Here is a 25031-nt window from a genome sequence, read left to right on the forward strand (position 1 = left end):
CGCATGCAACGCCTCGTCCGGTATCTGCCCGCCCCGGCCTCGCCCGCCTGGGTCGCGGCCGAGACGCTCGGCGCGGCCATTGCCGCGCTCGTCGGGCTGCTCTTCGTCGCTCGCATCATCGGGCCGCAGGCAGCCGGCATCGGCGCCATCGCGGCCAGCGTCTTCCTGACCGTCGACCTTCCCATCTCCGCCATGTTCGGGGACAGCCTGCTGCAGCGGCGCGGGCTGGAGGACCGACACTGCTCCTCCGCCTTCTGGACGACCATGGGGGCGTCGGCCCTCGGCATTCTCCTGCTCTGGTTCGGCGCGCCCTTCATCGCGGCGGCGACCGGCGCGCCTGTCACCGGCATGATCCGCGCGCTCGCCCTGCTGCTGCCCTTCTCGGCCACTGCCGGCATGCTCTCCTCGCTGGTGCTGCGGCAGAGGCGATATCGCCTGCTCGCCTTGCGGGTGCTGCTCTGCCAGCCCATCGCAGTCGGGGCCGGGGTGCTGGCAGCCCTGGCGGGGGCGGGCCCCTGGGCCCTGGCGGCGCAGCAGGCGGCGGCCACGCTCTCGGTCTTCGTGCTGGTCGCCTTGCGCTCGGGCTGGCGGCCGCGTTGGACCCTGCAGCGCCGGGCACTGGCCGAGCTATGGCCCGTGGCGGGGCCGCAGATTCTGGCGATGGTGGTCTATAACGGCCGCTACCGGGTCTTCATTATCGGCCTCGGCATGCTGGTGGCCGAGGCGGTGGTGGCCATCACCCATATCGCCTTCCGCCTGCTGGAGGTCGCGCTCGCGGTCGTCACCGGCGCCGCCTCCCGTCTCGCCATGCCGCGGCTGGCGGCCCTGCAGCAGGACCGCGCGGCGCTGGCCGCGGCCTATGGCGATCTCGCGCAGCTGCAGGCGCTCATCGGCCTGCCGATGGCCGCCGGCCTGGCCATCACCGCGCCCTGGTTGATCGAGCTCCTCATGGGCGGGCCATGGCTCGGTGCGACCGAACCGGCGCGGCTGGTGGCGCTCGCCGCCATACCGGGCTTCCTGATCGGCCCGGCGCCGGCGCTGTGGCTGGCGATCGGGCGGACGCGCATGAACCTGCTGATGCAGCTCATCGCCTTTGTTCTGCCATTGCTCGGACTGGTGCTGCTGCGCCCGCAGGATGCCGGCGGTGCCGCGCTTTGCTGGGCGATCGGCAGCCTGGCCGTGCCACCGGTCCAGCTTGTCGTCACGCTCCGCGTGCTGCAACGTTCCGTGTTCTGGCTCGGGCGCCATCTGCTGGCACCGCTGCTCGGCACCCTCGTGATGGCGGTGCTGACCACCTGGGTGGCCCGCGCGCTGGCGGGGCAGCCGGCCCCGCTGGCGCTGCTTGGCACTGCCCTGGTTGGTGCCGTCACCTATGTGCTGGTGGTGCTGCCGGTGCTTGGCTTCCGCTGGCCGCGTGCCTTGCAGGAGGCATGAGGTCCGCGGGCTTGCCGTTGCATGAAGCACACAACAGCTCGGCTGCATTGCTGCCGCGACAGGGTGTGGTGCGGCGCGCTGCCGTCAGACGGCCGCTGCTCAAGAGCCGATTGCGTTCCTATCTGAACGCCTGTCCCCTGTAGCTCTTGGCTTTTCGAGCAGAAGCACGCTCCCGGGCGTTGATGCCCGTCCGCGATCTGCTCTAATCCTCCGGTCGCCCGCTCGGCAGATGCCGCCCAACGACGTAGAGCGGCCTGCCCTTCGTCTCATTGAAGACGCGGCCGAGATATTCGCCTATCACGCCCAGGGTGACGAGTTGCACGCCGCCCAGCAGCAGCACCACCGTCATCAGGCTCGGATAGCCCGGCACCGGATTGCCGTAGAGCAGCGCCTTCAGCACCACCCAGCCGCCGAAGACGAGCGCGAAGGCCGCCGTGGCCAGGCCCAGCCAGGTGGCGACCCGCAGCGGGAAGGTGGTGAAGCTGGTGATCCCCTCCAGCGAGAGGGTCCAGAGCCGGCGGTAGTTCCACTTCGTGCTGCCCGCCGCCCGCGGATCCCGGTCATAGAGTACGGCTCGGGAGGGGAAGCCGACCCAGGCGAAGAGGCCCTTCATGAAGCGGTGCCGTTCCCGCAGCTGCAGCAGCGCATCCACGGCCCGTCGGCTCATCAGCCGGAAGTCGCCGGTATCGGCCGGCATGCGCACCGGGCCGCCGAGCCGCTGCATCACCCGGTAGAAGGCGCTGGCTGTCGTCCGCTTCAGCCAGGTTTCCCCGGCGCGGGAGCGGCGCTGGGCATAGGCGACATCCACGCCCTCCCGCCAGGCCGCGACCAGGTCCGGAATCACCTCCGGCGGATCCTGCAGGTCGGCATCGATGACAATGATCGCGTCCGTCGCACGGGCGTGGTCGAGGCCGGCCGTCAGCGCCGCCTCCTTGCCGAAATTGCGGCTGAGCGCGACCACCGCGACCTCCGGCCTCGCTGCCTTCAGGGCCAGCAGGAGGTCGAGCGTGCCGTCAGAGGAGCCGTCATCGACATAGACCACCTCCCAGGACATGCCGAGCCGCTGCATCACCGCTTCCAACCTGCGGTGGAAGGCCTGCAGCACCGGTGCCTCGTTATAGGCCGGCACCACGACGGAAAGGGCGGGCGGCGCCATGCGCGGGGCCGGCGGCAGCGCCGCACTGGCCAATGGGTCTCGCCACTGGGGTGAATCGTCCATGGGATGACCCGCTGAAATACAAATGCCGTCGGGCATGGAACCCCCGACACTCAAGGCAACGCCATCCGGCTCCGGATGTGGCAGGCGGCAAGGCTCACAAGCCGGTCAGTCCGGGTGCAGGCAGGCGCTGGCAGCGGGCCGGACCGCCCCCTTGGAGAGCGCCTCGGGATGCTCGGGCCCGCGGTCTGCGCCATGCGGGCGCGGAAGAGATGGGGCGGGTAGCCGCCCCGGTCCCCGTCACCGACGCGCCAGATAGGCCCGCGCCTGCTCGATATCCGGCCGTCCGGGATCGGCGCGGGCCGCGATCTCCAGCAGCTGCGCATATTGCGCGCGCGCCGTCTCCTGGTGGCCGGCCAGCGCGGCGGCGCGGGCAGCGCCATGGACGGCGCGGAAGCGGCGCGGCTCGGTCTCCTGCACCGCCAGGAATTCGCGCTCCGCCTCGGCATGGCGGCCGGCGAGCAGCAGCATCTCGCCGAGTTGCTCGCGCGCCGGCATCAGCGGGCCGGGGGTCACCGGGTGCTTGTCGGTGCGCGCCTCCCGCTCCGCCGCCTCGCGCAGCAGGTTGAGGCCCTGCTCGCGCTCGCCCCGTGCCTCGGCCACCCACGCCTCGGCGCTCAGGCGGAGGATCTCCGTCTGCTCCGCCCAATAGGGATCACCCGCGCGCAGCGTCGCCGCCACCTCCTTCAGCGCCTCGATATCCGCCGCGGCATCATCCGGCCGCCCGGCACGCGCCGCGCCGATGGCGCGGGCGACATGCGTGTTGGCGCGGATCAGCGGCGCCGTCTGCTGGCCGGGCGTGAGCGCCGCCGCCTCCTCCCAGGCGCCGCGTTCCAGCGCGAAGCGCGCCGGCATCACCGTCAGCGCCCAGCCGAAGAGCGGCGTCGGCGGGGGCCAGGCCTCGAAGCGCGGCAGGTCCTCGATCACCTTCCGCGCGGCCTCGATCTGGCCGGTCTGCAGATAGCCATAGACCATGTAGTCCAGGGCATGAATCTCGTCGAAGACCGATTCCCGCGCCCGCGCCGTCTCGGCAGAGCGGCGGTTGGTCTCGATGGAATCCTCCCAGCGCCCGACCCGGGTGAAGATGTGGGAGGGCATGTGCAGCGCATGCGGCGCATCGGCCGCGATGGCGGCGTATTTCTCGGCCGCCGGGACGCCGCGCGCGGCCAGCGCGGGCACGTCGTAGGTGTGGATCAGGTAGTGGGCAACGCCGGGATGCTGCGGCTGGCGCGTCCATTCGGCTTCCAGGATCTCCGCCGCGCGGCGCTGCCGGGCGAGGCTCTTGTCGGTCGGCGACGCGGCCATGACGAGGGCGAGGGCATAGTGGATGCGCACCTCCGGGTCATCCGGGAAGCGTTCGTGCAGCCGCGTCATCGCCTCCTCGTAGCGCGTGAGGCGGGCGCGGTGGGTCGCCGGGTCCTCATTGCCGTAGAGTTCGCCGAGCGCGGCGATGAAGCCAGCCTCGCGCTCGCTCTTCGCGCCGATGCGCTGCGCCTCCGCCAGCAGGGCGCGGCCGGCGCGGAGATTGGCTGCGGAGGTGACGGTGAAGGGGTTCACCAGCAGCGCCATGGCCTCGCCCCAATAGGCCATGACGCAATCGGGGTCGTCTTCCCGGACCCGGCGGAAGGCCTCGCCGGCCGCCTGGTACCAGAAGGAGTGCTGCAGCTTCATGGCCGCGTCGAAGGCCGCCTGCGCCTCCGGCGTGCAACTGACGGGGAAATGCACCTGGCCAAGCGTGGCGGGTGCCGGGGGCGTCCCGCCATGCGCATGGCTGTGGGTCTGGGCCTGTCCGGGTGCCGGGGCGAGCGAGAGGCCGAGGGCAAGAGCCCAGAGGCTGGCGGCCGTCCGGTGAGACGTCATGGCTACCTCCCTGCCGGGCGAGCCCTGTGCCGTATCCCGGCTGGCCAACCTTAGAATTATGGAGGTCAGCAATGGAAATGACGATGCGGTCACGGGACGGTCATCCTGTCCCCCTCCCGCCGGATCGCGTTCATGCCCGGGCGCGACCTGATGGGACGCATCCTTGTGCCGGGATTCAGGAGGATAGAGGTCCGCGCCCGCCCGCGATCCGCCCCGGGCCGCGGGGAGACGGCGGCTTGCCGCTTCCGGCACCCGCCCTTGTCGGGTTCGCGCCTCGGCCAGAATGTTTCCACTCGGGACGATGGCAGGCTAAGGCTGCCGCGCCATGCAGCCCGACATCCCCGCCCATGTCCGCGACCATGCGGGCCTGATCCTCGCCGATACCCTGGCCGCGATCGTCGCGGGCCACCGCAAAGCGGAGGTGCGCGCCATCACCGCGCGCCATGCGACCGGTGGCGTGCCGCTGCTCGGCACCGCCGCCGCCGCGCCGCCGCCCATGGCCGCCTTCCTGACCGGCCTTGCCGGCACCGCTGCCGAGCTGGACGAGGGCAACTACCCCGCCGGCGGCCATCCCGCGATCCATGCCGTTGCCCCCGCGCTGGCGGAAGCGGCGGCGCGTGGCTGCTCCGGCGCGGCGCTGCTGACGGCGAGCATCCTTGGCTATGAGGCGGGCGCGCGGGTCGGGCATGCCATGCGCCTGCGGCCGGCGGCGCATCCGCACGGCACCTGGGGCGTGATCGGCGCCGCCGCCGCAGTCGCCAGCCTGCGCGGCCGCGACGCGGCGCTTGCGACGCGCGCGCTGGAGGTCGCGGCCAGCCTTGGCCTCGCGACCAGCGCCACCGCCTCGCTGCGCGGCGGGTCGGTCCGCAACGTCTATGCCGGCGGCGCCGCGCAGAACGGGCTGCTGGCGGTGGACTTGGCCGAGGCCGGCATCACAGGCGAGCCGGGTGGCATCCCGGTGGTCTTCGGCCAGGTGGTGGGGGAGGGGTGGGACCAGATGGCCTACGAAGCCTCCACCGGCCGCTGGTTCATCCTGGAGAGCTTCCTGAAGCTGCATTCCTGCTGCAGGGAGACCCAGGGGGCTCTCGAGGCGATCGAGTTGTTGCTGGCGGAAGCGCCCGTCACGCCGGAACAGGTCGCGGCCATCGAGGTCGAGACCTTCCACTCCGCCTCCCTGCTTTCGGAGCGCGCGCCGGCCGCTCCGATTGCCGGCCGTTTCTCCATCCCCTTCACGGTGGCGACGCGCATCGTGAGCGGCTGCGCCTGGATCGAAGCCTTCTCCTCCGCCGCCATCGCCGACCCGGTGGCGCGGGCGCTCGCGGCAAGGGTGACGGTGCGGGAGGATCCGGCGCTGACCGCGCGCCAGCCGGGCGAGCGCGTCTGCCGCCTGACCCTGCGTCTCGCGGATGGCACGGTCCGCCGGCGGGAGGTGGTCGGCACTCCCGGCGACCCGGACCGTCCGCATCCCGAAGCGGCGCTGCGGGAGAAATTCCGCCGCTGCGTCGAGCCCGGCTTCGGCGCCCGCTGGGCGGAACTGTGGGAAATGGCGCGGCATCCGGACCGCGTGACGCGCGCCTCGCAGCTTCTGGCCGCCTTCCGGCCGTAGCTCGCACTCCACTCCACCCCTCTTTCTGCGGGCGGGGGAGGGGGCGGTCCGGGCTGCGCGACAGCCCGGAGGCGCCACCCGCAGCCTATTGCGGCTCGATCCCCGCCGCCCGCACCACCTGGGCCCAACGCGCCACCTCGCTGCGGACCAGTGCCGCCAGCGCCTCCGGTCCCTGCTGCTCCGGCAGGGCGGGAATGGAGCCCAATTCCTCGATCCGGCGGCGAATGGCCGGGTCGGCCAGCGCCTCGCCGAGTGCCTGGGCCAGCCGTGCCTGCACCGACGGCGGTGTGCCGCGCGGGGCGAAGATCGCGTTCCAGCCCTGAAAGATGAAATCGGGCACGCCTGCCTCCCGGCTGGTCGGCACATCCGGCGCGCCGGCGCTCCGCGTGGCGCCCGCGATCAGCAGGCTATGCACCGTGCCGGCCTGGATCTGCGGCACCGCGGCCGGTGCCAGCACGCAGGCGCTGTCCACCATGCCTGCCACTAGGTCGTTCACCGCCGGTCCCTCGCCGCGGTAGGGGACCTCGTTCATGCGCAGCCCGGCCAGATGGGCGAAGAGCGAGCAGGCCAGGTGGTTGGTCGAGCCGATGCCGGCATTGGCATTGGCATTGGAGATGCAGCCCGGATTCTCCCGCACCTGCGCCGCGAATTCGGCGAAGTCGCGCGCGGGGAAGCCCTTCCGGACCAGGACATAGAGCGGCGTGCCGGCAATCAGCCCGATCGGCGTCAGTGCGCGCGGGTCATAGGCGACGTTGCGGTAGATGCTGGGTGAGGCGGAGTGGCTGCCAAGGCTGCCGACCGTCAGCGTATGGCCATCCGGCACCGCCTGCGCGCCGCGCGCGCCGCCGATCGTGCCGCCGGCGCCGGTGACGTTCTCCACCACTACCTGCTGGCCGAGCGTCCGCGCCATATGCGCGCCGACGATGCGGGCCAGCACGTCGGTCGCGCCGCCGGGCGCGAAGACGACGATCAGCGTGATCGGGCGGTTCGGGAATTCCTGCGCGCGCAACGGCGCGGCGAGGAACAGCAGCGTGGCGAGCGCGCCCATCCAGCGTCCCATCGGCGGTCCCCCCGGTTCCGGGCCCTTGCGCGGGCCTTTGCCCGCGGATGGTGCCGGGAGAACCCCGACAGACCCAGCTTCTACTCGGCGGCCCTGGCCGGGCGCGCCGCAGCCTCCATCGCCCGGCGGATGCGCACCGCCTCGGAGGCGTCGTCAAGTGTGACATCGTCATAGCCGACGATGCTGCCCGCCTTCACCGCCCGTTTCAGCGGCACGCCATGCGCGAGGCCAATCGGCAGCGCGCCCAGGGCGAGGGAGCGTTCGGCCGGGATGCACTTGCCCCAGACCATGGCGCCGCCCTCGCCATCCAGCACCTCGCCCGGCGCCAGGTCGCGCTTGGCCGTCGCCGCCACATCGCCCCGCCAGGCATCGGAACAGCCGGTCGGCTCCCTGCGCAGCGCGGCGGAGGCGACCGAGATGCCGAGCTCCAGCCCGATGAAGTGATAGGGCCGCCAGAGCGCGGCGTAGCGGCCGGAGGGATCGGTGGCGACGCCGTATTCGGAGAAGCAGCGGCGGATATAGTCCGTCTCGCCCTCGAACACCGCATAGACGCCCCAGCGCAGGTCGCCCACCACCTGCCGCCCGTCGCGCTCGACCGAGGAGATCACCTCCACCCGTCCGGTCGAGCCGGCGAAGACGCGCGGCAGGTCGTGCACGCCGCAGGGCGGGAACATCAGGCCGTCCTCGGGCGGCTGCAGCCCGGTGGCATTGGCGATCGCCGCCATCTCGATCCCGGACTTCGTGCCGTCGAGGAAGGAGTTGAACATCTGCGGGTTCATCCCGCCGAGCCGCGCCTGCTCCTCGGTCAGGCCGTAATAACCCCAGACCGTGGCCGGCGTGCTGGCGTGGTACTCCGGCAGATATTTCGTCCCCTTGCCGGCGGCGACGACGGTGAAGCCCTCGGCGCGCAGCGTGTCCACGATCTCGCAGACCAGGGCCGGCTGGTCGCCATAGGCCATGGAATAGACCGTGCCAGCGGCGCGCGCCTTCTCCGCCAGCAGCGGACCGGCCAGCACGTCGGCCTCCACATTCACCATGACGATATGCTTGCCGTGCCCGATGGCGGCGAGCGCATGAGAGATGCCAGCGGCCGGGTGGCCGGTGCATTCGATGATCACCTCGATCCGCGGATCGGCGATCAGCGCCATCGCGTCCTCGGTCAGCGCCGTCGCGCCGGTGCGGCAGGCGGCATCAAGATCCGGCGCCGCGTAGGTCGCCTCGGGCCAGCCGATGCGGGCGAGCGCGGCGCGGGCCCGCGGCAGGGCCAGGTCGGCGATGCCGACGATATGCATGCCCGGGGTCCGCTGTGCGGCGGCAAGGAACATGGAGCCGAATTTGCCGGCCCCGATCACCCCGACCGTCACCGGCCGGCCCGCCGCGGCCCTGGCCTGGAGCATCCTGTGCAGATTCATGTCCGTACCTTCCCGAAGGCGGCGGAGCCTAAAGCATGTGCCGCCTTCGGGAAGCCGGAGGCGCGGCAAAAGCGCCGCGTCGGTCCGCCGCGCCGGCCGGGCGCCTGGCGGTCCCCCCGGGCGGCTTGACGCTTCGGCGCCCTGGCCGGAGCCTCCCCCGTCAGGATAGCGAGGAGGGACGCCATGCGCGTCGCGGTGATCGGGCTGGGCAGCATGGGGATGGGCGCGGCGCTCAACCTGGTGAAGGCGCCGGGGATGCAGGTTGCGGGCTGCGACCCGCGGGAGGCGACACGCGAGGAATTCGCCGCCGCCGGCGGCACCGGCGTGGCGCGGGCCGCCGACCTGCCTGAGGGCACCGAGGCGGTGCTGGTCCTGGTGGTGAACGCCCAGCAGGCGGAGACGGCGCTGTTCGGGCCGGAGGGCGCCGCCCCGCGCCTCGCCCCCGGGGCCGTGATCATCGTCTCCTCCACCATGGCGCCCGAGGAGGCCCGCCGGCTGGCGGCACGGGCGGAGGCGGGCGGCTTCCTCTATGTCGATGCGCCGGTCTCGGGCGGCGCGGTCGGCGCCCGGGCGGGGCAGATGACCGTCATGGCCTCCGGCTCGGCCGCCGCCCTGGCCAAGGCGCAGCCGGTGCTGGAGGCCGTCTCGAAGAAGGTCTGGGTGTTGGGGGAGGCGCCCGGCCTTGGCTCCACCATGAAGGTGGTGCATCAGCTGCTGGCCGGCGTGCATATCGCGGTCGCGGCGGAGGCCATGGCGCTCGGCATCAGGTCGGGGCTCGATCCGCAGACCCTGTTCGAGATCGTCACCGGCGCGGCCGGCAGTTCCTGGATGTTCCAGAACCGCATGCCGCATGTGCTGGCGGGCGACGAGACGCCGCTCTCGGCGGTGGACATCTTCGTCAAGGATCTCGGCCTGGTTGGCGACCTGGCGCGGAGCGTCGCCTTCCCGACGCCGCTGGCGGCGCAGGCGCACCAGCTCTTCGTCTCGGCCCGGGCGCAGGGGCATGGGGGCAAGGACGATGCCTTCGTCATCCGTGCCTATCAGGCGCTGAGCGGCATCCAGCTGCCGAAGGAAGGGTAGGGAAGCCGGGCAAGGGCGCGCGGCGGGCCCGCCGGGGAGGGAAGGGGCGCCCCGCCACCGCGCGCCGTGCCGCTTGCCATCCCCCGGGGCGCGAGGCACGATCCCATGAACAGAGGGTGAACTTTTCCCTTGCGTCTAAGTTCTCTGTTTGTTCCTATAAGGGTCATGCAGACCCATGCATTTGCCGATGCCGGCTTTGCCATTCCGCCGTGCCCCGCCTGGGCCCGGCCTGTCCTCCCAGCCCGGACGACGCGTATGACATGCCGGCAGCCCGGTGGTGTGCGTCGCTGGCTGTCCGCCCTTGGCCCGGTGCAGGAGGCAAGCCTGGTCGGCATCATCGCGCTGCTCATGGCCTGGGGGCTCGCGGAACTGGCGCTGCTGCTGCAAGGGCTCTAGACCCGGCGACGCACACACCATGCGCGCGAGCAGTCGCTGAAGGAAGTACTGGTCAAAGTCTCACAAAGACGCGTTTCGGCGAACTCCTTCGGATGCCGCATCATTAGCTCTTAGCTTTTCGAATGCGAGGTACCCGGTGAATTTGAACGCCCTGTTGCGCGGCCAGTCCAATGCCTTTCTCCTTGGCGTCCTCAACGGCAAAGAAATCGTCAAGCATACCGAATCCCTGCTCGGCTTCGATGGCGTGAATGACCGGGTCACTCTCCAGTTCGCCCATGACCGCGGCAGCGCGGGGAACACGGTCTACAGCGGTACCGCTTTTCTCTCCGACTGGGTGAAACCGACCGCCGATGGCGGCTGGCAGGTGGCGGCGCTGGAGCAGGGCCTGCTGAACTACATCAACGGCCTGCCCCCTGCGCAGAAGGCGGATCCCACGGCCGTGGTCTGGCTGCACAACGAGTATGACAGCATCCGCGCCGACCTCTCGCCCGCCACCTGGGAGAGCGCCGTGCGCTTCGATGCGGCGCTGGTGCGGCAGGCCTTCGGCAAGGCCCCCGCGGAGATGCCCTACCTCTTCGTCAGCGCCATTCCCTATTCCAGCGGGACCGCTGCCGGGCATCAGGCGATCCGCATGGGAATGGAGAACCTGGCCGCCGATCCCGCCTTCAACGCCGGCATCGCTGCCCGCGTGCAGGATGTGGACATGTCCTGGGAGGATCTCGACAAGAACCCGGCCACCCCTGACTATGGCGGCCCTCACATGTCCTTCGGCGACAGCCTGCTGGCCGCCAACCGCATCGCGGTCTCGCTGGCGGAGGAATGGGCGGCCTATGCCAAGCCCGGCTCGCCGGTCGCGCTCGCCGGCGGCAATGTCGGCAATCTCGGCCCGCAGGTGGTGCAGGCCAGGTTGACGGGGCCCGACCACCTCACCCTCAATGTGGCCTTCGACGCGGCCAGCAGCCTCCGCCCGCTTGATGATGCCGCGACCCGCGGGGTGGGCTGGTCGGTCATCGCGCCGGACGGCAGTGTCGTCACCGGCGCTGCCGCCGCGCTTGCCACCGATATGCCCGACACGCTCTATGTCCGCTTCGACGGGCCTATCCCGGCGGGCGGCAAGCTCTATTATGGCCATGGCGTCGGACGCCTCGCCGCTGCCGACGGCAGCGGCGCGGGGCATGCGGTCTATGACAACCATTTCCTGCCGATGTGGGTGCCGGCCAGCGGGCTTGGCATCCTCGGTCCCCAGGCGATGGCCCTGCCCGAGGCTGCGGTCGGCAGCGTCCTGCAGGTCGGTGCCGAGGGTGGCACCTGGACCGGTACCGCGGCGGCCGAGAATTGGGTCCTCCTCCCCGAATCCGGCGCCGCGCTGATCTATGGCTTCGACTCGGCGGCCGATACGCTGAGCTTCAGCGGCATCGCGCCGAACAGCCTGATCTACTGGGATCCTGCCACGATTGGCATCCCGGGCCTTGGCCTGACCTGGGCTGGCGGGAAGGGCGGCGTGATCCTCCCGGGCCTCGACCGGCTGCCGGACAGCCAAATGATGTTCGCCTGACCCGCGGCCGGCCTGCGCCGCCTTAACGCCGCCTTCACCCTGCCTGCGGGAAGATGCTGCCGTGGTCCCGGACGAACCGGGGCCCGGCAGCCGGAGGGAAAACCCGCATGCCTTTGAACTCGGTGAACACCAATATCGGCGCCATGGTGGCGCTGCAGTCGCTGAACCGCACGTCCGATGAACTGACCGCGACGCAGAAGCGCATCTCCACCGGCTATCGCGTGGCGGATGCGAAGGATGACGGCGCCGCCTTCGCGGTGGCGGAGCGCGTGCGGGGCGAGATCGCGGCGACCGCCTCGGCCAATGAGCAGCTCGGCGGCGTCAAGGGGCTGCTCGACGTCACCCAGACCAGCCTCTCCAACGTCTCGGAGACGCTGAAGAAGCTGAAGACCATTGTCGTCAAGCTCGCCGACGGGACCATCACCTCCGACCAGCAGGAACAATACCAGGCGCAGGTGAAGCAGCTCACCGCCAACATCAAGGCCTTCATCGAGGATGCCAGCTACAACGGCAAGAACATCCTCGATGAGAGCATCAGCACCCTGGCGAATGTGGTGGTGCGCAACGGCGCTGGCGTAACCTACAGCTTCGACGGCTATTCGGCGCTGACCAACATCTTCAACGAGATCTCGACCGCCGATGGTTGGGATCGCGCCTCCGCCTCGGCTGCGCTGACTGGCGGCGGCGCGCTGACAACGGCGATCAGCAACACGCTCACGCAGCTCAACAACTTCGGCAGCTACTCCAACTACATCGACAGCCAGATCACCTATAACAAGGCGAAGATGGACGCCCAGGAAGGCGGCCTCGGCGCGCTGGTCGATGCCGACCTCGCCAAGGAATCCGCCCGGCTGCAGTCGCTGCAGATCCGCCAGCAGCTCGGCACCCAGGCGCTGGGCATCGCCAACCAGGCGCCGCAGACGCTGCTGTCCCTGTTCCGCTGATCGCCTTCGCCTACTGCGTCGTCCGCCCCGCTTCGCGCGCGGGTCAGCGGCTTGCCGGCAGGAGGCCGGCCGACCTTTCCAGCCACGCCGTCGCGGCCGAGCCCGAGCGGCACTCCAGCAAGGAATGCTGCGCATGACCCATCCGAATTCCGCGGCCGAAGCGCCGCTGCCCGCCTCCGCCGGCGCCGCCGCCTATCGCCGTCGCCTGACCGCGAAGCAGATGGAGGCCGAGATCTTCACCCGCGCGACGCGCGCCATCCGCGGCGCCGAGGGGGGAGATCCGCTCGCCCGTGCCCACGCCATCGCGGATAATCGCCGTCTCTGGGACGCCGTGCATGGCGCGGTGATCGACCCGACCAACGCCCTGCCGGCCGCGCTCCGCGCGCAGATCGCGGGCGTGGCGCTGGCGGTGCTGCGGGAATGCGACCAGCCGGCGCCCGATCTCGGCTTCATCGCCGAGATGAACGAGCACATCGCCGCCGGCCTCTGGCGCTGAGCCGATGCTGGCCGAGACCCGCTCCGCCCCTTCGGCCCTGACCGCCCGTCTTGCGGATCAGGCGCGCGCGCTTCTGCAGGAGAGCCGCGCGGCCGAGGCGCTGCCGATGCTCGATCGCCTCGGCGTCCTGGCGCCCGGGCCCGCGACCACCATGCTGCGCGCCGAGGCACTGTTGCGCCTCGGCCGCCTCGCGGAAGCCGAGGCGGCTGCCGATGTCGCACTGACCGAGGAGCCGGAAGCGCCGGCCCCGCGCCGGCTGCGCGCGCGCATCCGTCTCGCGCGCGGCCGCCATGCCGCCGCCGCCGAGGATGCTGCCGCGGCCGTGATGGCCGCGCCGGGTGAACTCGCCGGCCGCCTGCTGCTCGCTGCCGCGCTGCTGGAGGAGGGCCGCCACGACGAGGCGATCTGGTTCCTCGGCGAGGCCTGGCGCGCCGACCCCGGCAACCCCATGCTGCAGTTCCGCCTCGGCCAGGCCTTCCTGCGTGCCGGGCGCCATGCGGCGGCGGCCGAACTCCTGGCGCAGTGCGAGGCGACGGCGCCAGCCACACCCGGCCTCGCCGCGCTACGCGCCCAGGCGGCGCTGCTGGCCGGCGATGCGCCGGAGGCCGAGCGGCTGGCGCGCGCCGCGCTCGCCCGTGGCCTCGTGGATGGTGCGGTGCACGGCGTGCTGGCGCATGCGCTGGTGGGCGCTGGCCGGCTTGCGGAGGCGGCGCCGCATTTCGCCGCCGCCGCGCGCCTTGCGCCGGGGAGCGACCATCTCGCCCCTTCATCAGGCGGCACCGCGCCTAGCCGCGCGCCGGACGGCTATGTCACCGCCCTGTTCGATGGTTATGCGCCGCATTTCGAGGCAGCGCTGATCGGCCTCGGCTACCGGGTGCCCGGCCTGGTTCGGCGGGCGGTGGAGCGTTTGCTGCCCGCCGTGGCGGCCGGGGAGGCGCGGCTCGGCCCGGTGCTCGATCTCGGCTGCGGGACCGGGCTGGTGGGCGTCGCACTCTCGGACCTGTTGGGTGGGCCACTCACCGGAATCGACCTCTCGCGCCGCATGCTGGAGGAGGCGGCGGCCAAGGGGATCTATGCCGGGCTGCGGCAGGCCGAGCTGACTTCGGCGCTGCGAGAGGATGCCGGCAGCCATGCGCTGATCACCGCGGCGGATGTTTTCTGCTATTTCGGCGACTTGCGGGAGGTGCTGGCGCTCTGCCGGCAGCGCCTGGCGCCGGGCGGGCTGCTGCTGTTCAGCCTGGAGCGCGCCGCGCCCGGCGCGGGCTGGCGGCCGGGGGAGGCGGGGCGCTACGCCCATGCGCCGGATTACCTCGTCGCCTGCCTGTTGGAAGCCGGCCTGCGCATGCTGGAATGCCGGGAGGAGGCGTTGCGCCGCGACGGGGAAGCGGTCGTCCCCGGTCTCCTGGTCGCCGCCGATGCCGCCGGGCCCTGACATGTCCGGGGTACTGGCGCGCGATGCGAAAGAGGCCGGCAGCCGCGACCGCATGGTGGTGGCTGCACGTCCGGATCCGGCCTTGCCGTCCCATGGCGGCCCGGATCCGAATGTGGCGGCGGCGCAATTGCCCCGGGGCGACCGGACCTCCGCGATCGAGCCCGGCGCGCCGCCTCCTGGCGGGCCGCGCTGGCGGTCGTCCGGAGCAGGCGGGGGCGCCCCGGAGGCCGCCGAGGACACCGGAGAGGCTGGGCGTCATGGCAGTCATGCCGCCGGACCCTGGCGTGCCGGTCTCCGCGCGCTGGCCGAGGGTTCGCCGGCGGCAGCGGTTCCCCTGCTGCGTGAGGCCGTGGCGCGCGGGGATGGAGGCGGGCTCGCCGCACTCAATCTCGGCCTCGCCCTGATGCAGCTCGGCCGGCTCGCGGAAGCGGTGCCGGCGCTGGAGGACGCCGCCCGCGACCTCCCCGACCATGCCGAACCGCCCTTCCGGCTGGGCAACATCGCCGGGCTGCGCGGCGAGGCCGGGCGGGCCGAGGCGCTGTTCCGCGCCGCCCTGCTGCGCGATCCGCAGCATGTGCCGGCCCTTGCGGCCCTTGCCGCGCTCGAGGAGGCGGCCGGCCGCCTCGACGCGGCGGCGGACGGCATCGCCCGCGCCCGGGCCATCGACCCGGACGAGCCGGAACTGGACTTCGCCGCGGCGCGCCTGGCGTGGCGCCGGGACGACCTGGCCGGCGCCATCGCCGCGGCGGAAGCGGTGCTGGCACGCCGGCCGGCGCATGCAGGCGCGGCCCGGCTGCTGGCCGAGCTATTGCTGCGCCGCGAGGGACCGGAGGCCGCGCTGGCCGCGGTCGCGGCCCGTGCCGTCACCGATCCCGCCGCTGCGGGCTGGGCATTTGCCGCCGCCACGCTGCATGCCGCCGCCGGGCGGCGGGAGGCCGCGCTGGCGGAACTGCATCTGGCCGCCGCGCTCGCGCCCGAGGAGGGGGAGATCCAGGCGGCGCTCGGCTGCGCCCTCGCCGATGCCGGACGCGGGCAGGAAGCCGAGCCGCTGCTGCGTGCCGCCATCCCCGTCCGGCCCACCGATCTCGACCTGCGAAACCGGCTGGCGACCGTGCTGTGGAAGCAGCACCGCCTCGCCGCCATGCTTGAGGTGCTGGAGGAGGCGATCGCCGATTTCGGCCCGCAGCCGGTTCTGCTGATGAACCAGGCGCTGGCGCTGAACGCGATGGGCGAGCAGGAGGCCGCGCTGACGGCGGTCGAGGCGGCGGTGGCGCATCCCGCCGGCGGCGCGCCGGCGCTTATGACGCGCATGGCGGTGCTGCCCTACCACCCAGAGCGAGGCCATGCCGCGGCGCTGCTCGCCGCCGGCCGGGCGGTTGCCGCCGCGCTCGGCCCTGCCGCGCCACCGCCACCCCGGCCGCGCGACCCGGGCCGGCGGCTGCGGATCGGCCTGCTCTCGGGCGGCCTTGGCCAGCACCCGGTGGGCTGGCTGACGCTCGCGGGGCTGGAGGCGCTGCCGGAGGCCGAGTTCGAATTGGCGGCCTATTGCCTGAAGCCGCGACAGGATCCGATGGCCGCGCGCTTCCGCGCGCGCGTGGCGCTCTGGCGCGATGCCGAGCATCTGGATGTCGCCACGCTCGCCGGGCTGATGATGGCGGACGGCCTCGATATCCTGCTCGACCTCGGCGGCTATGGCGATGGTGGCCGGCCGGGCCTGCTGCAGCGCCGGCCGGCGCCGGTGCAGATCAAATGGGTTGGCATGCAGAACGCCACCATGGGCCTCGACGGGCTGGATGGCATGCTGACCGACCGCTGGGAGACGCCGCCGGGCTTCGAGCGCTTCTACACCGAGCGCCTGCTGCACCTGCCGGATGGCTATGTCTGCTATGCGCCGCCGCCCGGGGCGCCGCCGGTCGCGCCGCTGCCGGCACTGGGGCGCGGCCATGTCACCTTCGGCTGCTTCAACAACCTGGCCAAGGTGACGCCACCGGTGCTGCGGGCCTGGGGGCGCATCCTGGCCGCGCTGCCGGAGGCGCGGCTGGTGCTGCGGACCCATGCGCTGGGAGAGGCGGCGATGCGCCAGCGGCTGCGCGCGCGGCTCACGGCGCATGGCCTGCCGGAGGATCGCGTGGCGCTGGAGGGCGGGGTGCCGCACCGGGCGCTGCTCGACGCCTATGGCGGGATCGACATCGCGCTCGATCCTTTCCCCTATGCCGGCGGCCTTACCGTCTGCGAGGCGCTCTGGATGGGCGTGCCGGTAGTGGCGCTGGCCGGCGACAGCTTTTGCGCGCGGCATGCGCTCAGCCATCTCAGCAATGTCGGCCTGCCGGACTGGGTGGCGGAGTCCGAGGAGGCCTATGTCGCCCTTGCCATCGCCCGGGCGGGGGACCTGCCCGCGCTCGCCACGCTGCGGGCCGGCCTGCGGGCGCGGGTCGCGGCCTCCCCACTCACGGATGCGGCGCGCTTCGGCCGCGCGCTTGCCGCCACGCTGCGGGATGCCTGGCGACGATGGTGCGCCACGGCGACGTCCCTGTGATGCAACAGGATCCGGCCTCTCGGCCTTTTCCCTGCACGAGCACCGCGCGGGAGAGGAGCCGCTTGGAGGCGAGCGAGCCGGGGCAGGGGCCCATCTGCCGCAGTTGCGGGGCGATCCTGCGGGAAGAGGTCGCGGATCTCGGTCTGGTACCGCTCTCGGTCGATCCGGTGCGGCTCGGGACGGGAGGACGGCCGGTCGCCTGCGCGCCGCTGCGCGCGCTGGTCTGCGAGGATTGCCGGCTGGTGCAGGTGGCCGGCACCGGCGTGGCGCTGCGCGACGCGCCGCGGCCGGCCCATGGCTTCGCCGGCCTTCTCGCGGCGCGGCTCCGGCTCGGTCCCGGTACGCCGGTCGCCGCCTTCGATGCCGCGATGCTGGAGCCCTTCCGGAACCGGGACATCCCGGCACGGGCGGTGCCGACCGGGGCGCTGACCGCCCTGCAACTGCGGGAGGCGCTGCCGCCCCCGGTGCTGCTGCTGGCCGGCGCGGTCCTGGCGACGGCGCCGGATATCCAGGATGCACTGGCCGGTGTCCGTGCCCTGCTCGCCCCGGGCGGCATCGCGGTGTTCGACCTGCCGGATCTGCTGTCCTGGCTGCGGGGCAACCGCTTCGACCTGCTGAGCCATGCGCTGCCCGGCCTGCCCTCCGTACTGGTGGCTGAGATGCTGCTCGGCCTGCACGGGCTGGTGCCCTTCGAGGTGGAGCCGCTGCCCGGACCCGGCCCCTGGCTGCGGCTGCTCGTCGGGCATGCCGAGGACGCCACCAAGCCGGCCGCGGCGAGCCTGCTGGCCCGGCGCGTGGAGGAGCGGGCCGCGGAGCTGGAAGGGCCGGACGCCTATCGGCGCGCTGCCGTCGCGGTCGCCGAGGCGAGGCTCGCCGTGCTGGACCTGCTGGTGGCGGCGCGGCGGGACGGGCGGAAGGTGGCCGGCTATGGCGCCGGCACGGCCGCGGCGACCCTGGCCGCGGCCTGTGGGATCGGGCCTGGCCTGCTGGGCTACACCGTGCATCCGGACGTCGGGGCATGCGGGCTGGAACTGCCGGGAAGCCAGGTGCCCGTGCTGCCAGTCGCGGCGTTGGACCAGGGGGCGCCTGACCTCCTGCTGGTCCTGGACGGCACGCCGCCGGCGACGGTGCGGGAGGTCCTGGCGCGGCACGGCACCTGGCAGGGCCGGCTGGCCGTCCCGCTCCCCGGCTTGCACATCGTCTGACCGGAGTTCGGGGCGCCGACCGGCAGCGGCGCTCCGCCGGATGCGGTCGCCCCTGCGGTGACCGGGGTGGCCCCCCGTCACGACACCAGGTGGCTGTCGCCCGTTTTCCTGCCTAATGCCGCCTCGTCCCCGGTAACGTTCCCTCTGGCCGTGGTGAAGGCAGGCATGGCAGCCGGAACCATCCCGGCCCGGCCGCCTTTTCCTTCGCAACGGTCCGTCCCCAGGCAGGCTTGCGGCCTGGGGACGGTCTGGCGTGTCCAGGCTGCCCGCGTCTTCCCCGGCACGCCATGGCTGCGGCGCCTGGAACGCGCCAGGGCCGGCAGTATCAGGAGGGGGAATATGAACCTGATCCAGACCCGCGCCGCAGCGGGCGGCCCAATCCCGACCGAAGCGCGTTACGCCGCCGTCCGGGCGCGGACCGAGGCGCTGGCCGCGCCGCTCTCGTCCGAGGATCAGTGCATCCAATCCATGCCGGATGCCAGTCCCGCCAAGTGGCATCGGGCGCATACCACCTGGTTCTTCGAAACCTTCCTGCTGGTGCCCTGTCTCTCCGGCTACCGGCGGTTCGACGAGCGCTTCGGGTTTCTGTTCAACTCCTATTATGAGGCCGCCGGGCCGCGGCACGCCCGGCCACGGCGCGGCATGCTGACCCGGCCCTCCGCGGCCGAGGTCGCCGCCTACCGCGCGCATGTCGATGCCGGCATGGCCGCGCTGCTGCGCGATCCGCCGCCCGAGATGCTGCCGCTGGTCGAACTCGGCCTGCAGCATGAGGAGCAGCACCAGGAGTTGCTGCTGACCGATATCCTGCACGCGCTGTCACAGAATCCGCTGCTGCCGGCCTATGACCCCGATTGGCAGGAGCCCCGTGCGGCGACCGGCCCGGCCCGCTTCCTGGAGGTGCCGGAAGGACTGGCCGAGATCGGCCATGCCGGCGCCGGCTTCGCCTTCGACAACGAGGCGCCGCGGCACCGGAACTGGATCGCCGCCTGCCGGGTGGCCGACCGGCTTGTAAGCAACGGCGAGTGGATCGCCTTCATCGCCGATGGGGGCTACCGCACGCCCACGCTCTGGATGAGCGATGGCTGGGCAGCCTGCGCCACGGAGGGCTGGGAAGCGCCGATGTACTGGCACCGGCGCGAAGGCGGCTGGATGCAGTTCACCCCGGGCGGGCTGCGGCCGGTCGATCCCGCCGCGCCGGTGCGCCACATCTCCTGGTATGAGGCCGAGGCCTTCGCACGCTGGGCCGGCAGGCGGCTGCCGACCGAGGCGGAGTGGGAGGTGGCCGCGGCATTGCCCGGCTTCCGCGACGCGACCGGTATCGGCTGGCAGTGGACCAACAGCGCCTATCTCCCCTATCCCGGCTTCCGGCCCTGGGAGGGCGCAGTCGGCGAGTACAACGGCAAGTTCATGATCGGCCAGATGGTGCTGCGCGGCGGCTCTCTGGCGACGCCGCCCGGCCATGCCCGTCCGACCTACCGCAATTTCTTCCCACCCGCCTCCCGCTGGCAGTTCAGTTGCGTGCGCCTGGCCGAGGACGCGGCATGAGGGCGGCTGATTCAGGCCGGGCCCAGGGGGTGCACGGCCCCTGGCGGGCGAGCCTGAGAGGGCGGCGCCCCCTTGAAGGCTGGTTGGCATGAGCGGCGCGCTCGCCCGTGACGCGGCGGCGCAGCAGCGCGCCGCGCTGATCGCGGATGCCCTCGCCGGCTTGTCGGCGCATCCCAAGACACTGCCCTGCAAGTGGCTCTACGATGCCGAGGGCGCGCGGCTCTTCGAGGAGATCACGCGCCTTCCCGAATACTATCCGACCCGGACCGAGACGAAGATCCTGACCGAGCAGGCCGCTGCCATCGCCGCGGCGATCGGTCCCGGCGCTGCGGTGGTGGAATTCGGCCCCGGCGACGGCGCCAAGGGGGCGCTGCTGATGGCGGGGCTGCAGGACCCTGCGGCCTATGTGCCGGTCGACATCGCGCCCGAGTGGCTGGAGGGCGCTGCTTCCCGGGTGGCTGTGGCCCGGCCCGGCCTGCCGGTGCTGCCGGTGGTGGCCGATTTCACCCAGGGCTTCGCCCTGCCGAAGCGTCTTGGCGCGGCGCCGCGGCTCGGCTTCTTCCCCGGCTCCACCATCGGCAATTTCGAACCGGCCGAGGCTGTTGCCTTCCTCAGCCGGGCCCACGGCACGCTCGGGCGCGGCGCCCGGATGCTGCTGGGCGCGGACCTGGTGAAGGAGGCCGCGGTGCTGGAGGCCGCTTACGACGATGCCGCCGGCGTGACCGCCGCCTTCAACCTCAACCTGCTGCGGCGGCTGAACCGGGAGGCGGGGGCCGATTTCGCCCTCACCGCCTTCCGTCACCGGGCTGTCTGGAATGACAGGCTGGAGCGCATTGAGATGCATCTGGTCTCGCGGCAAGCCCAGCGCGCGCGGCTGGCCGGGCGGGAGATCCGCTTCGCCGAGGGCGAGACGATCCATACCGAGAGCAGCCACAAGTACCGGCCGGACCGGCTCGCGGCCCTGGCAGGGGCGGCCGGCTGGCGCGCCGCTGCGATGTGGACCGACCCGGCGGGGCTCTTCTCGGTCTGGCTGCTGGAGGGGTAGGGAGGCGGGCCGGACTCTGCCTGTCCGCTGCATGCGGCGCGCCGCCTGGCCCCTCTCCGCTCTCATGCCTGCTCCTGCTACCCTGCCGCGCATGCCTCGAACCGATATCGCCAGCCATCGCGGCGGCGCCTTCCTCTGGCCGGAGAACAGCATGCTCGCCTTCCGGCAGGCCCTTGCCCTGCCGGCCGAGCAGCTGGAACTCGATGTCCACCTCTCTGCCGATGGGGAGGTGGTGGTGATGCATGACCCGACGCTCGACCGCACCACCGATGCGCGTGGCCCCGTGCGGGCGCGCACCCTGGCCGAGCTGAGCCGGGTGCGGGTGAAGGGAACGGGTGGGGAGCCGCCGCCGAGCCTGGCCGAGGCCGTCGCGCTGACCCGTGCGGCCGGCCGTATCCTGCGGCTGGAGGTGAAGGCCGATGCCGAGGGACGGCCCTATCCCGGCATCGTCCCGGCCTGCCTCGCCGTGCTTGATGCCGCAGGCATGCGTGGCCGGACCGTGGCGATGAGCTTCCAGCCCCTCACCATGGCTGAGTTCGCCGCGGCCGGCGGGCTGCGGCGCCGGGTCCTGCTGCTGGAGGCGAAGCCCTGGCGCGGCATGGGCCTGCCCGGGGCGGTTGCGCTCGCCCGCAGCTGCAATGCGGAGGAGATCGGCCTGCCGGTCGGGGAACTGGAGGCCGAGGCGGTCACGCGGTTCCGGGCGGCCGGGCTGGCGGTCGGCGCCTGGGGCGCCAATGACGAGGCGACGATCAGGCATGGTCTCGCGCTCGGCCTCGATGCCATCGCCACCGACGATCCGCCGCTCGCGCTGCGCCTGCGCGGCTGAGGCTGCTCGGGATTGCCCCACCCTCTCCATCTCTGGGCATTTGGGTGATTTCAGTCCTGGGCATTTTGCCTTATTGGTTTGGCGCCCGGACGTCCCGCGTCTGGCGGTTGCCGTAACCTACCGGCAACCACGCTGGTTCAGATCGCTCCCAGGACCCTGCCCGGTGCCTGCGCGGCGGGAGGGCCGGCGCTGCACCATCCGCGCCCAGCCTGCGCCGCGAGACAGCCCGATGAGATCCCCACAGAGACCTGCCCCCGGCCGGACCTCCGCGACGGTGGCCACGCCGTCCCGGGTGCCGGAAGCCGAACTTCGCCGCCGCCTGGCGGAGAGGCCCGACAGCGCCATGGACTGGCAGCGGCTCGGCCTGCTCTGTGCGGAGAGCGGGCGGCCGGCAGAGGCGGCCGCGGCTTTCGAGCGCGCCATTGCTGCCGGCGCCTCGGCCGTGGCCCTTGCCGTGCCGCATGCCCTTGCGCTGAGCGCGGCGGGGCAGGCGGAGGAGGCGGTGGCAGTGGCAGCCGCCGCCCAGGCCAGGCGGCCCAGGGATTCCACCCTGGCCAATCTGCTGGGCGTCATGCTGCGCCGCGCCGGACGGCCGAAGGAAGCGCTGCCGGTGCTGGAGTCCGCCCTGCGGCTCGATCCACGCGCCGTCGCGGTGCACCAGAATCTCGGCAACCTCCATGACCAGCTCGGCCGGTTCGCGGAGGCCGCCGCGGCCTATCAGGCCGGCATCAGGCTGTCGCCGCGCGATGGCAACCTGCATCGCCTCCTCGGCCGCGCCCAGCGTTCGGGTGGCGATCTGCGCGCGGCGATGGCGAGCCTCGAGCGCGCCGTGACCCTCAACCCCACCAGTCTTGATGCGCTCACCGACCTCGTCGGGGTGCTGGTCGAACTGCGGGAGGAGGAGAGGCTGTCGGCGGTGCTCGTCCGGGCACGCCAGGCCCGGCCCGGCGACCCGAAGCTCGACATCCTGGAGGCCCGCATCGCGCTCCGCCGCGGCCAGCGGGAGGCAGCGCTGGCGCTGGCCGAGAAGGCCCTGGCGGTGGCGCCGGGGGACGAGGATGGCGCCCTGCTGCTCAGCCGGCTGCATGGCGACGGCAATCTGGAGGCGGCGAATGCGGCGCTGCGGCGGGGCCTCGCCGCCAATCCCGGCTCGAGCCGCCTGGCCACGGCGTTGATCGATAATCTCGGCCGCAGCCGCCACGGGGATGAGGCGCAGAACCTGCAGGAAGCCTATGAGCGTGCCTGCACCCTGCTGCGGACCGATCCGGCCGGTGCGCAGCGCCATGCCAAACCGCTGCGCGGCGTGTTCATGCGCTGCCTGGATCATGACCGGCTGGATGCGACCGGCACGCTGGCCGAACTGGCGCCGCACTGGATCGCCAGCGGCGAGATCGCCGCGCTGCATTACGAATTGGGCCGCGTGCAGACTCTGGAGGATCGCCGGCGGATCGTCGCCTGGCACCGGCAATGGGGGGAGCGGGAGGCGCGCGGCATCGCGCCCGTGACGCCGCTTGCCATGCCGGCGCTGGCCGGTGGGCGCAAGCTGCGCATCGGCTTCATGTCGAGCGACCTGCGCGACCACCCCGTCACCTACTTCGCCATGCCGCTGCTGGAGCGCTTCGACCGCGAGCGCGTGGAGGTGTTCTGCTACTCCTTCTACGAGCGCGGGCGCGACCCGGTGCAGGCGCATATCGAGAGCCAGGTCACCGCCTTCCGGTGGTGGCCGCGCCGGCCGGTGCCGGAGATTGCGGCGGATATCGCCGAGGACGAACTCGACATCCTGTTCGAACTGGGTGGCACCACGGCGATGAACAAGCTGCAGGTCATGGCCTACAGGCCGGCCCGCATCGGCGTGAGCTGGCTGGGCTACCCGCATTCGGCGGGGCTGGCGGCAATCGACTACATCCTGGTCGATCCTTATATCCGGCCGTCGGAGCCGGGGTTGCTGATCGAGCAGCCCTTCGAGATGCCGGAGACCTGGGTGACGCTGGGCGATATCGGCTTCAATCCGGTGCCGATCGAGGAGAACCTGCCGGAGGAACGCCGCGGCGTCCTGACCTTCGGCACCATGAACAACCCCTACAAATTCACCCGCGCCTGCCTCGATGCCTGGGCGGCGGTGCTGCGCGCGGTGCCTGGCTCGCGCTTCCTCTTCGTCCGGCCGGAGGGGCGGGTGCCGTCCTTCGTGCAGAATGTGCGGGCCGCCTTTGCGGCGCGCGACGTCGATCCCGACCGGATCGAGTATGTCGCCGTGCGCGGCACCCACCTGCAACATTACAACTCCATCGACATCGCGCTGGACAGCCTGCCGCATGTCGGCGGCACCACCACCTGCGAGACGCTGTGGATGGGCGTGCCCTGCATCTCGCTGGTCGGGCCAGGATTTCCGGAGCGGCTGAGCTATTCCAACCTCTCCAATGCCGGGCTCGGCGATCTCGCCGTGTTCAGCCAGGAGGATTACGTGAAGACCGCCGCCGCGCTCGCCGAGGACCGCAGCCGCCGACGCATGCTGCGGCACGGCCTGCGGGAGATGATCCGCCGCAATCCCCTGGGCCAGGCGGACCGGTTCGTGACGGCCTTCTATGACAAGGCGCAGGAGGTGGCGCGGCGATGAAGGCGGTGATCCTGGCCGGCGGCCGCGGCACGCGCCTGTCCGAGGAGACCTCGGTGCGGCCGAAGCCGATGGTCGAGATCGGTGGCTGGCCGATCCTCTGGCACATCATGAAGATCTACGCCGCGCATGGCGTGACCGACTTCGTCATCTGCCTCGGCTACAAGGGCTGGCAGATCAAGGAGTATTTCCTGAACTACCGGCTGCATGCCTCCGACCTCTCGATCGACCTGGCCGCCGGCCATGTGGAGGTGCTGCGGCCCTCCGCCGAGCCCTGGCGCATCGCGCTGGTGGATACGGGGGAGGACACCATGACAGGCGGGCGGCTGAAGCGCGTCGCGCCTTATGTCATCGACGAGCCGGCCTTCTGCATGACCTATGGCGACGGCGTCGGCGACATCGATATCCGCGGCCTGATTGACTTCCACATGGGGCATGGCAGGCAGGCGACGGTGACGGCGGTGGTGCCGCCCGGCCGCTTCGGCGCGCTGGCGCGCGATGGGGCCGCGGTGCAGGCCTTCATCGAGAAGCCGCCGGGCGATGGCGGCGCCATCAACGGCGGTTTCTTCGTCCTCTCGCCGAGGGTGCTGGAGCGCATCGAGGGCGACGGGACGATGTGGGAGAATGAGCCGCTGCAATCGCTGGCCCGCGATGGCGAGCTGATGGCCTATGATCACAGGGGATTCTGGCAGGCGATGGACACGCTGCGCGACCGCGACCAGCTCGAGCGCCTCTGGGCCAGCGGACGGGCGCCGTGGAGGTGCTGGTGAGC

General features: G+C 72.2%; 18 protein-coding genes. 14 read left to right on the top strand and 4 right to left on the bottom strand.

Annotated elements, in window-relative coordinates; translation table 11 throughout:
* Positions 1–3: 3 nt before the first annotated feature.
* Positions 4–1434, top strand: a complete 1431-nt coding sequence (locus tag LHA35_RS13860; protein WP_226608867.1) for an oligosaccharide flippase family protein — start codon at positions 4–6, stop codon at positions 1432–1434.
* Positions 1435–1636: 202 nt separating this feature from the next.
* On the opposite strand, the gene LHA35_RS13865 is transcribed toward LHA35_RS13860, so the two are convergent.
* Both LHA35_RS13865 and LHA35_RS13870 read right to left on the bottom strand, forming a co-directional pair.
* On the bottom strand, positions 1637–2590 hold the full coding sequence (locus tag LHA35_RS13865) for a glycosyltransferase family 2 protein (RefSeq protein WP_226608914.1): 954 nt from the start codon (positions 2588–2590) through the stop codon (positions 1637–1639).
* 300 nt (positions 2591–2890) lie between these two features.
* Positions 2891–4510 (bottom strand): hypothetical protein, encoded by a 1620-nt coding sequence (locus LHA35_RS13870; RefSeq protein WP_226608868.1) that lies wholly within the window; start codon positions 4508–4510, stop codon positions 2891–2893.
* Positions 4511–4835: 325 nt separating this feature from the next.
* Here LHA35_RS13870 and LHA35_RS13875 point away from each other — a divergent pair, with 325 nt between their 5' ends.
* Positions 4836–6116 carry an MmgE/PrpD family protein gene (locus LHA35_RS13875; RefSeq protein WP_226608869.1) on the top strand — a complete coding sequence of 427 codons (1281 nt, stop codon included), beginning with the start codon at positions 4836–4838 and terminating at the stop codon, positions 6114–6116.
* An 85-nt stretch (positions 6117–6201) separates the two neighbouring features.
* Here the strand turns inward: LHA35_RS13875 and LHA35_RS13880 are convergent, their stop codons facing one another.
* Together LHA35_RS13880 and LHA35_RS13885 are read right to left on the bottom strand one after the other, a co-directional pair.
* Positions 6202–7176, bottom strand: a complete 975-nt coding sequence (locus LHA35_RS13880; RefSeq protein ID WP_226608870.1) for a Bug family tripartite tricarboxylate transporter substrate binding protein — start codon at positions 7174–7176, stop codon at positions 6202–6204.
* An 80-nt stretch (positions 7177–7256) separates the two neighbouring features.
* Positions 7257–8588 (bottom strand): NAD(P)H-dependent oxidoreductase, encoded by a 1332-nt coding sequence (locus LHA35_RS13885; protein ID WP_226608871.1) that lies wholly within the window; start codon positions 8586–8588, stop codon positions 7257–7259.
* A 183-nt stretch (positions 8589–8771) separates the two neighbouring features.
* Here LHA35_RS13885 and ltnD point away from each other — a divergent pair, with 183 nt between their 5' ends.
* From ltnD to rfbF, 12 genes are all read left to right on the top strand, one after another.
* Positions 8772–9668: an L-threonate dehydrogenase gene (gene ltnD, locus LHA35_RS13890; RefSeq protein ID WP_226608872.1), complete on the top strand. Its 897-nt coding sequence runs from the start codon at positions 8772–8774 to the stop codon at positions 9666–9668.
* 532 nt (positions 9669–10200) lie between these two features.
* A complete protein-coding gene (locus tag LHA35_RS13895) occupies positions 10201–11619 on the top strand; it encodes a hypothetical protein (RefSeq protein WP_226608873.1) in 1419 nt (472 codons plus the stop codon).
* 107 nt (positions 11620–11726) lie between these two features.
* The gene (locus LHA35_RS13900) at positions 11727–12563 is read left to right on the top strand and encodes a flagellin (protein ID WP_226608874.1); all 837 of its coding nucleotides are present in this window, start codon (positions 11727–11729) and stop codon (positions 12561–12563) included.
* Between the two features lie 133 nt (positions 12564–12696).
* On the top strand, positions 12697–13059 hold the full coding sequence (locus tag LHA35_RS13905) for a flagellar biosynthesis regulator FlaF (RefSeq protein WP_226608875.1): 363 nt from the start codon (positions 12697–12699) through the stop codon (positions 13057–13059).
* A 4-nt stretch (positions 13060–13063) separates the two neighbouring features.
* Entirely contained in the window at positions 13064–14491 is a 1428-nt protein-coding gene (locus tag LHA35_RS13910) for a tetratricopeptide repeat protein (protein ID WP_226608876.1), read from the top strand.
* 52 nt (positions 14492–14543) lie between these two features.
* Positions 14544–17027 carry a tetratricopeptide repeat protein gene (locus LHA35_RS28655; protein ID WP_264185538.1) on the top strand — a complete coding sequence of 828 codons (2484 nt, stop codon included), beginning with the start codon at positions 14544–14546 and terminating at the stop codon, positions 17025–17027.
* Between the two features lie 62 nt (positions 17028–17089).
* Positions 17090–18232 (top strand): methyltransferase C-terminal domain-containing protein, encoded by a 1143-nt coding sequence (locus LHA35_RS13925; RefSeq protein ID WP_226608877.1) that lies wholly within the window; start codon positions 17090–17092, stop codon positions 18230–18232.
* A 339-nt stretch (positions 18233–18571) separates the two neighbouring features.
* Positions 18572–19777 carry an ergothioneine biosynthesis protein EgtB gene (gene egtB / locus LHA35_RS13930; RefSeq protein WP_226608878.1) on the top strand — a complete coding sequence of 402 codons (1206 nt, stop codon included), beginning with the start codon at positions 18572–18574 and terminating at the stop codon, positions 19775–19777.
* A gap of 88 nt (positions 19778–19865) precedes the next feature.
* Positions 19866–20822 (top strand): L-histidine N(alpha)-methyltransferase, encoded by a 957-nt coding sequence (egtD, locus tag LHA35_RS13935; protein ID WP_226608879.1) that lies wholly within the window; start codon positions 19866–19868, stop codon positions 20820–20822.
* A 91-nt stretch (positions 20823–20913) separates the two neighbouring features.
* Positions 20914–21648, top strand: coding sequence for a glycerophosphodiester phosphodiesterase (locus LHA35_RS13940; RefSeq protein ID WP_226608880.1), 735 nt, complete (start codon positions 20914–20916; stop codon positions 21646–21648).
* Between the two features lie 274 nt (positions 21649–21922).
* Entirely contained in the window at positions 21923–24262 is a 2340-nt protein-coding gene (locus LHA35_RS13945) for a tetratricopeptide repeat protein (protein ID WP_226608881.1), read from the top strand.
* Positions 24259–25029, top strand: a complete 771-nt coding sequence (rfbF, locus tag LHA35_RS13950) for a glucose-1-phosphate cytidylyltransferase (protein WP_226608882.1) — start codon at positions 24259–24261, stop codon at positions 25027–25029. Before LHA35_RS13945 ends, rfbF begins: the two co-directional genes overlap by 4 nt.
* The last annotated feature ends 2 nt before the right edge of the window (positions 25030–25031 follow it).

This window comes from Roseicella aerolata (assembly GCF_020523605.1).
Classification (GTDB): Bacteria; Pseudomonadota; Alphaproteobacteria; order Acetobacterales; family Acetobacteraceae; genus Paracraurococcus; species Paracraurococcus aerolatus.

Coding starts and splice junctions, on each gene's coding strand:
- LHA35_RS13860 (WP_226608867.1), top strand. CDS start 4: ATGCAACGCCTCGTCCGGTATCTGCCCGCCCCGGCCTCGCCCGCCTGG.
- LHA35_RS13865 (WP_226608914.1), bottom strand. CDS start 2,590: ATGGCGCCGCCCGCCCTTTCCGTCGTGGTGCCGGCCTATAACGAGGCA.
- LHA35_RS13870 (WP_226608868.1), bottom strand. CDS start 4,510: ATGACGTCTCACCGGACGGCCGCCAGCCTCTGGGCTCTTGCCCTCGGC.
- LHA35_RS13875 (WP_226608869.1), top strand. CDS start 4,836: ATGCAGCCCGACATCCCCGCCCATGTCCGCGACCATGCGGGCCTGATC.
- LHA35_RS13880 (WP_226608870.1), bottom strand. CDS start 7,176: ATGGGACGCTGGATGGGCGCGCTCGCCACGCTGCTGTTCCTCGCCGCG.
- LHA35_RS13885 (WP_226608871.1), bottom strand. CDS start 8,588: ATGAATCTGCACAGGATGCTCCAGGCCAGGGCCGCGGCGGGCCGGCCG.
- ltnD (WP_226608872.1), top strand. CDS start 8,772: ATGCGCGTCGCGGTGATCGGGCTGGGCAGCATGGGGATGGGCGCGGCG.
- LHA35_RS13900 (WP_226608874.1), top strand. CDS start 11,727: ATGCCTTTGAACTCGGTGAACACCAATATCGGCGCCATGGTGGCGCTG.
- LHA35_RS13905 (WP_226608875.1), top strand. CDS start 12,697: ATGACCCATCCGAATTCCGCGGCCGAAGCGCCGCTGCCCGCCTCCGCC.
- LHA35_RS13910 (WP_226608876.1), top strand. CDS start 13,064: ATGCTGGCCGAGACCCGCTCCGCCCCTTCGGCCCTGACCGCCCGTCTT.
- LHA35_RS28655 (WP_264185538.1), top strand. CDS start 14,544: ATGGTGGTGGCTGCACGTCCGGATCCGGCCTTGCCGTCCCATGGCGGC.
- egtB (WP_226608878.1), top strand. CDS start 18,572: ATGAACCTGATCCAGACCCGCGCCGCAGCGGGCGGCCCAATCCCGACC.
- egtD (WP_226608879.1), top strand. CDS start 19,866: ATGAGCGGCGCGCTCGCCCGTGACGCGGCGGCGCAGCAGCGCGCCGCG.
- LHA35_RS13940 (WP_226608880.1), top strand. CDS start 20,914: ATGCCTCGAACCGATATCGCCAGCCATCGCGGCGGCGCCTTCCTCTGG.
- rfbF (WP_226608882.1), top strand. CDS start 24,259: ATGAAGGCGGTGATCCTGGCCGGCGGCCGCGGCACGCGCCTGTCCGAG.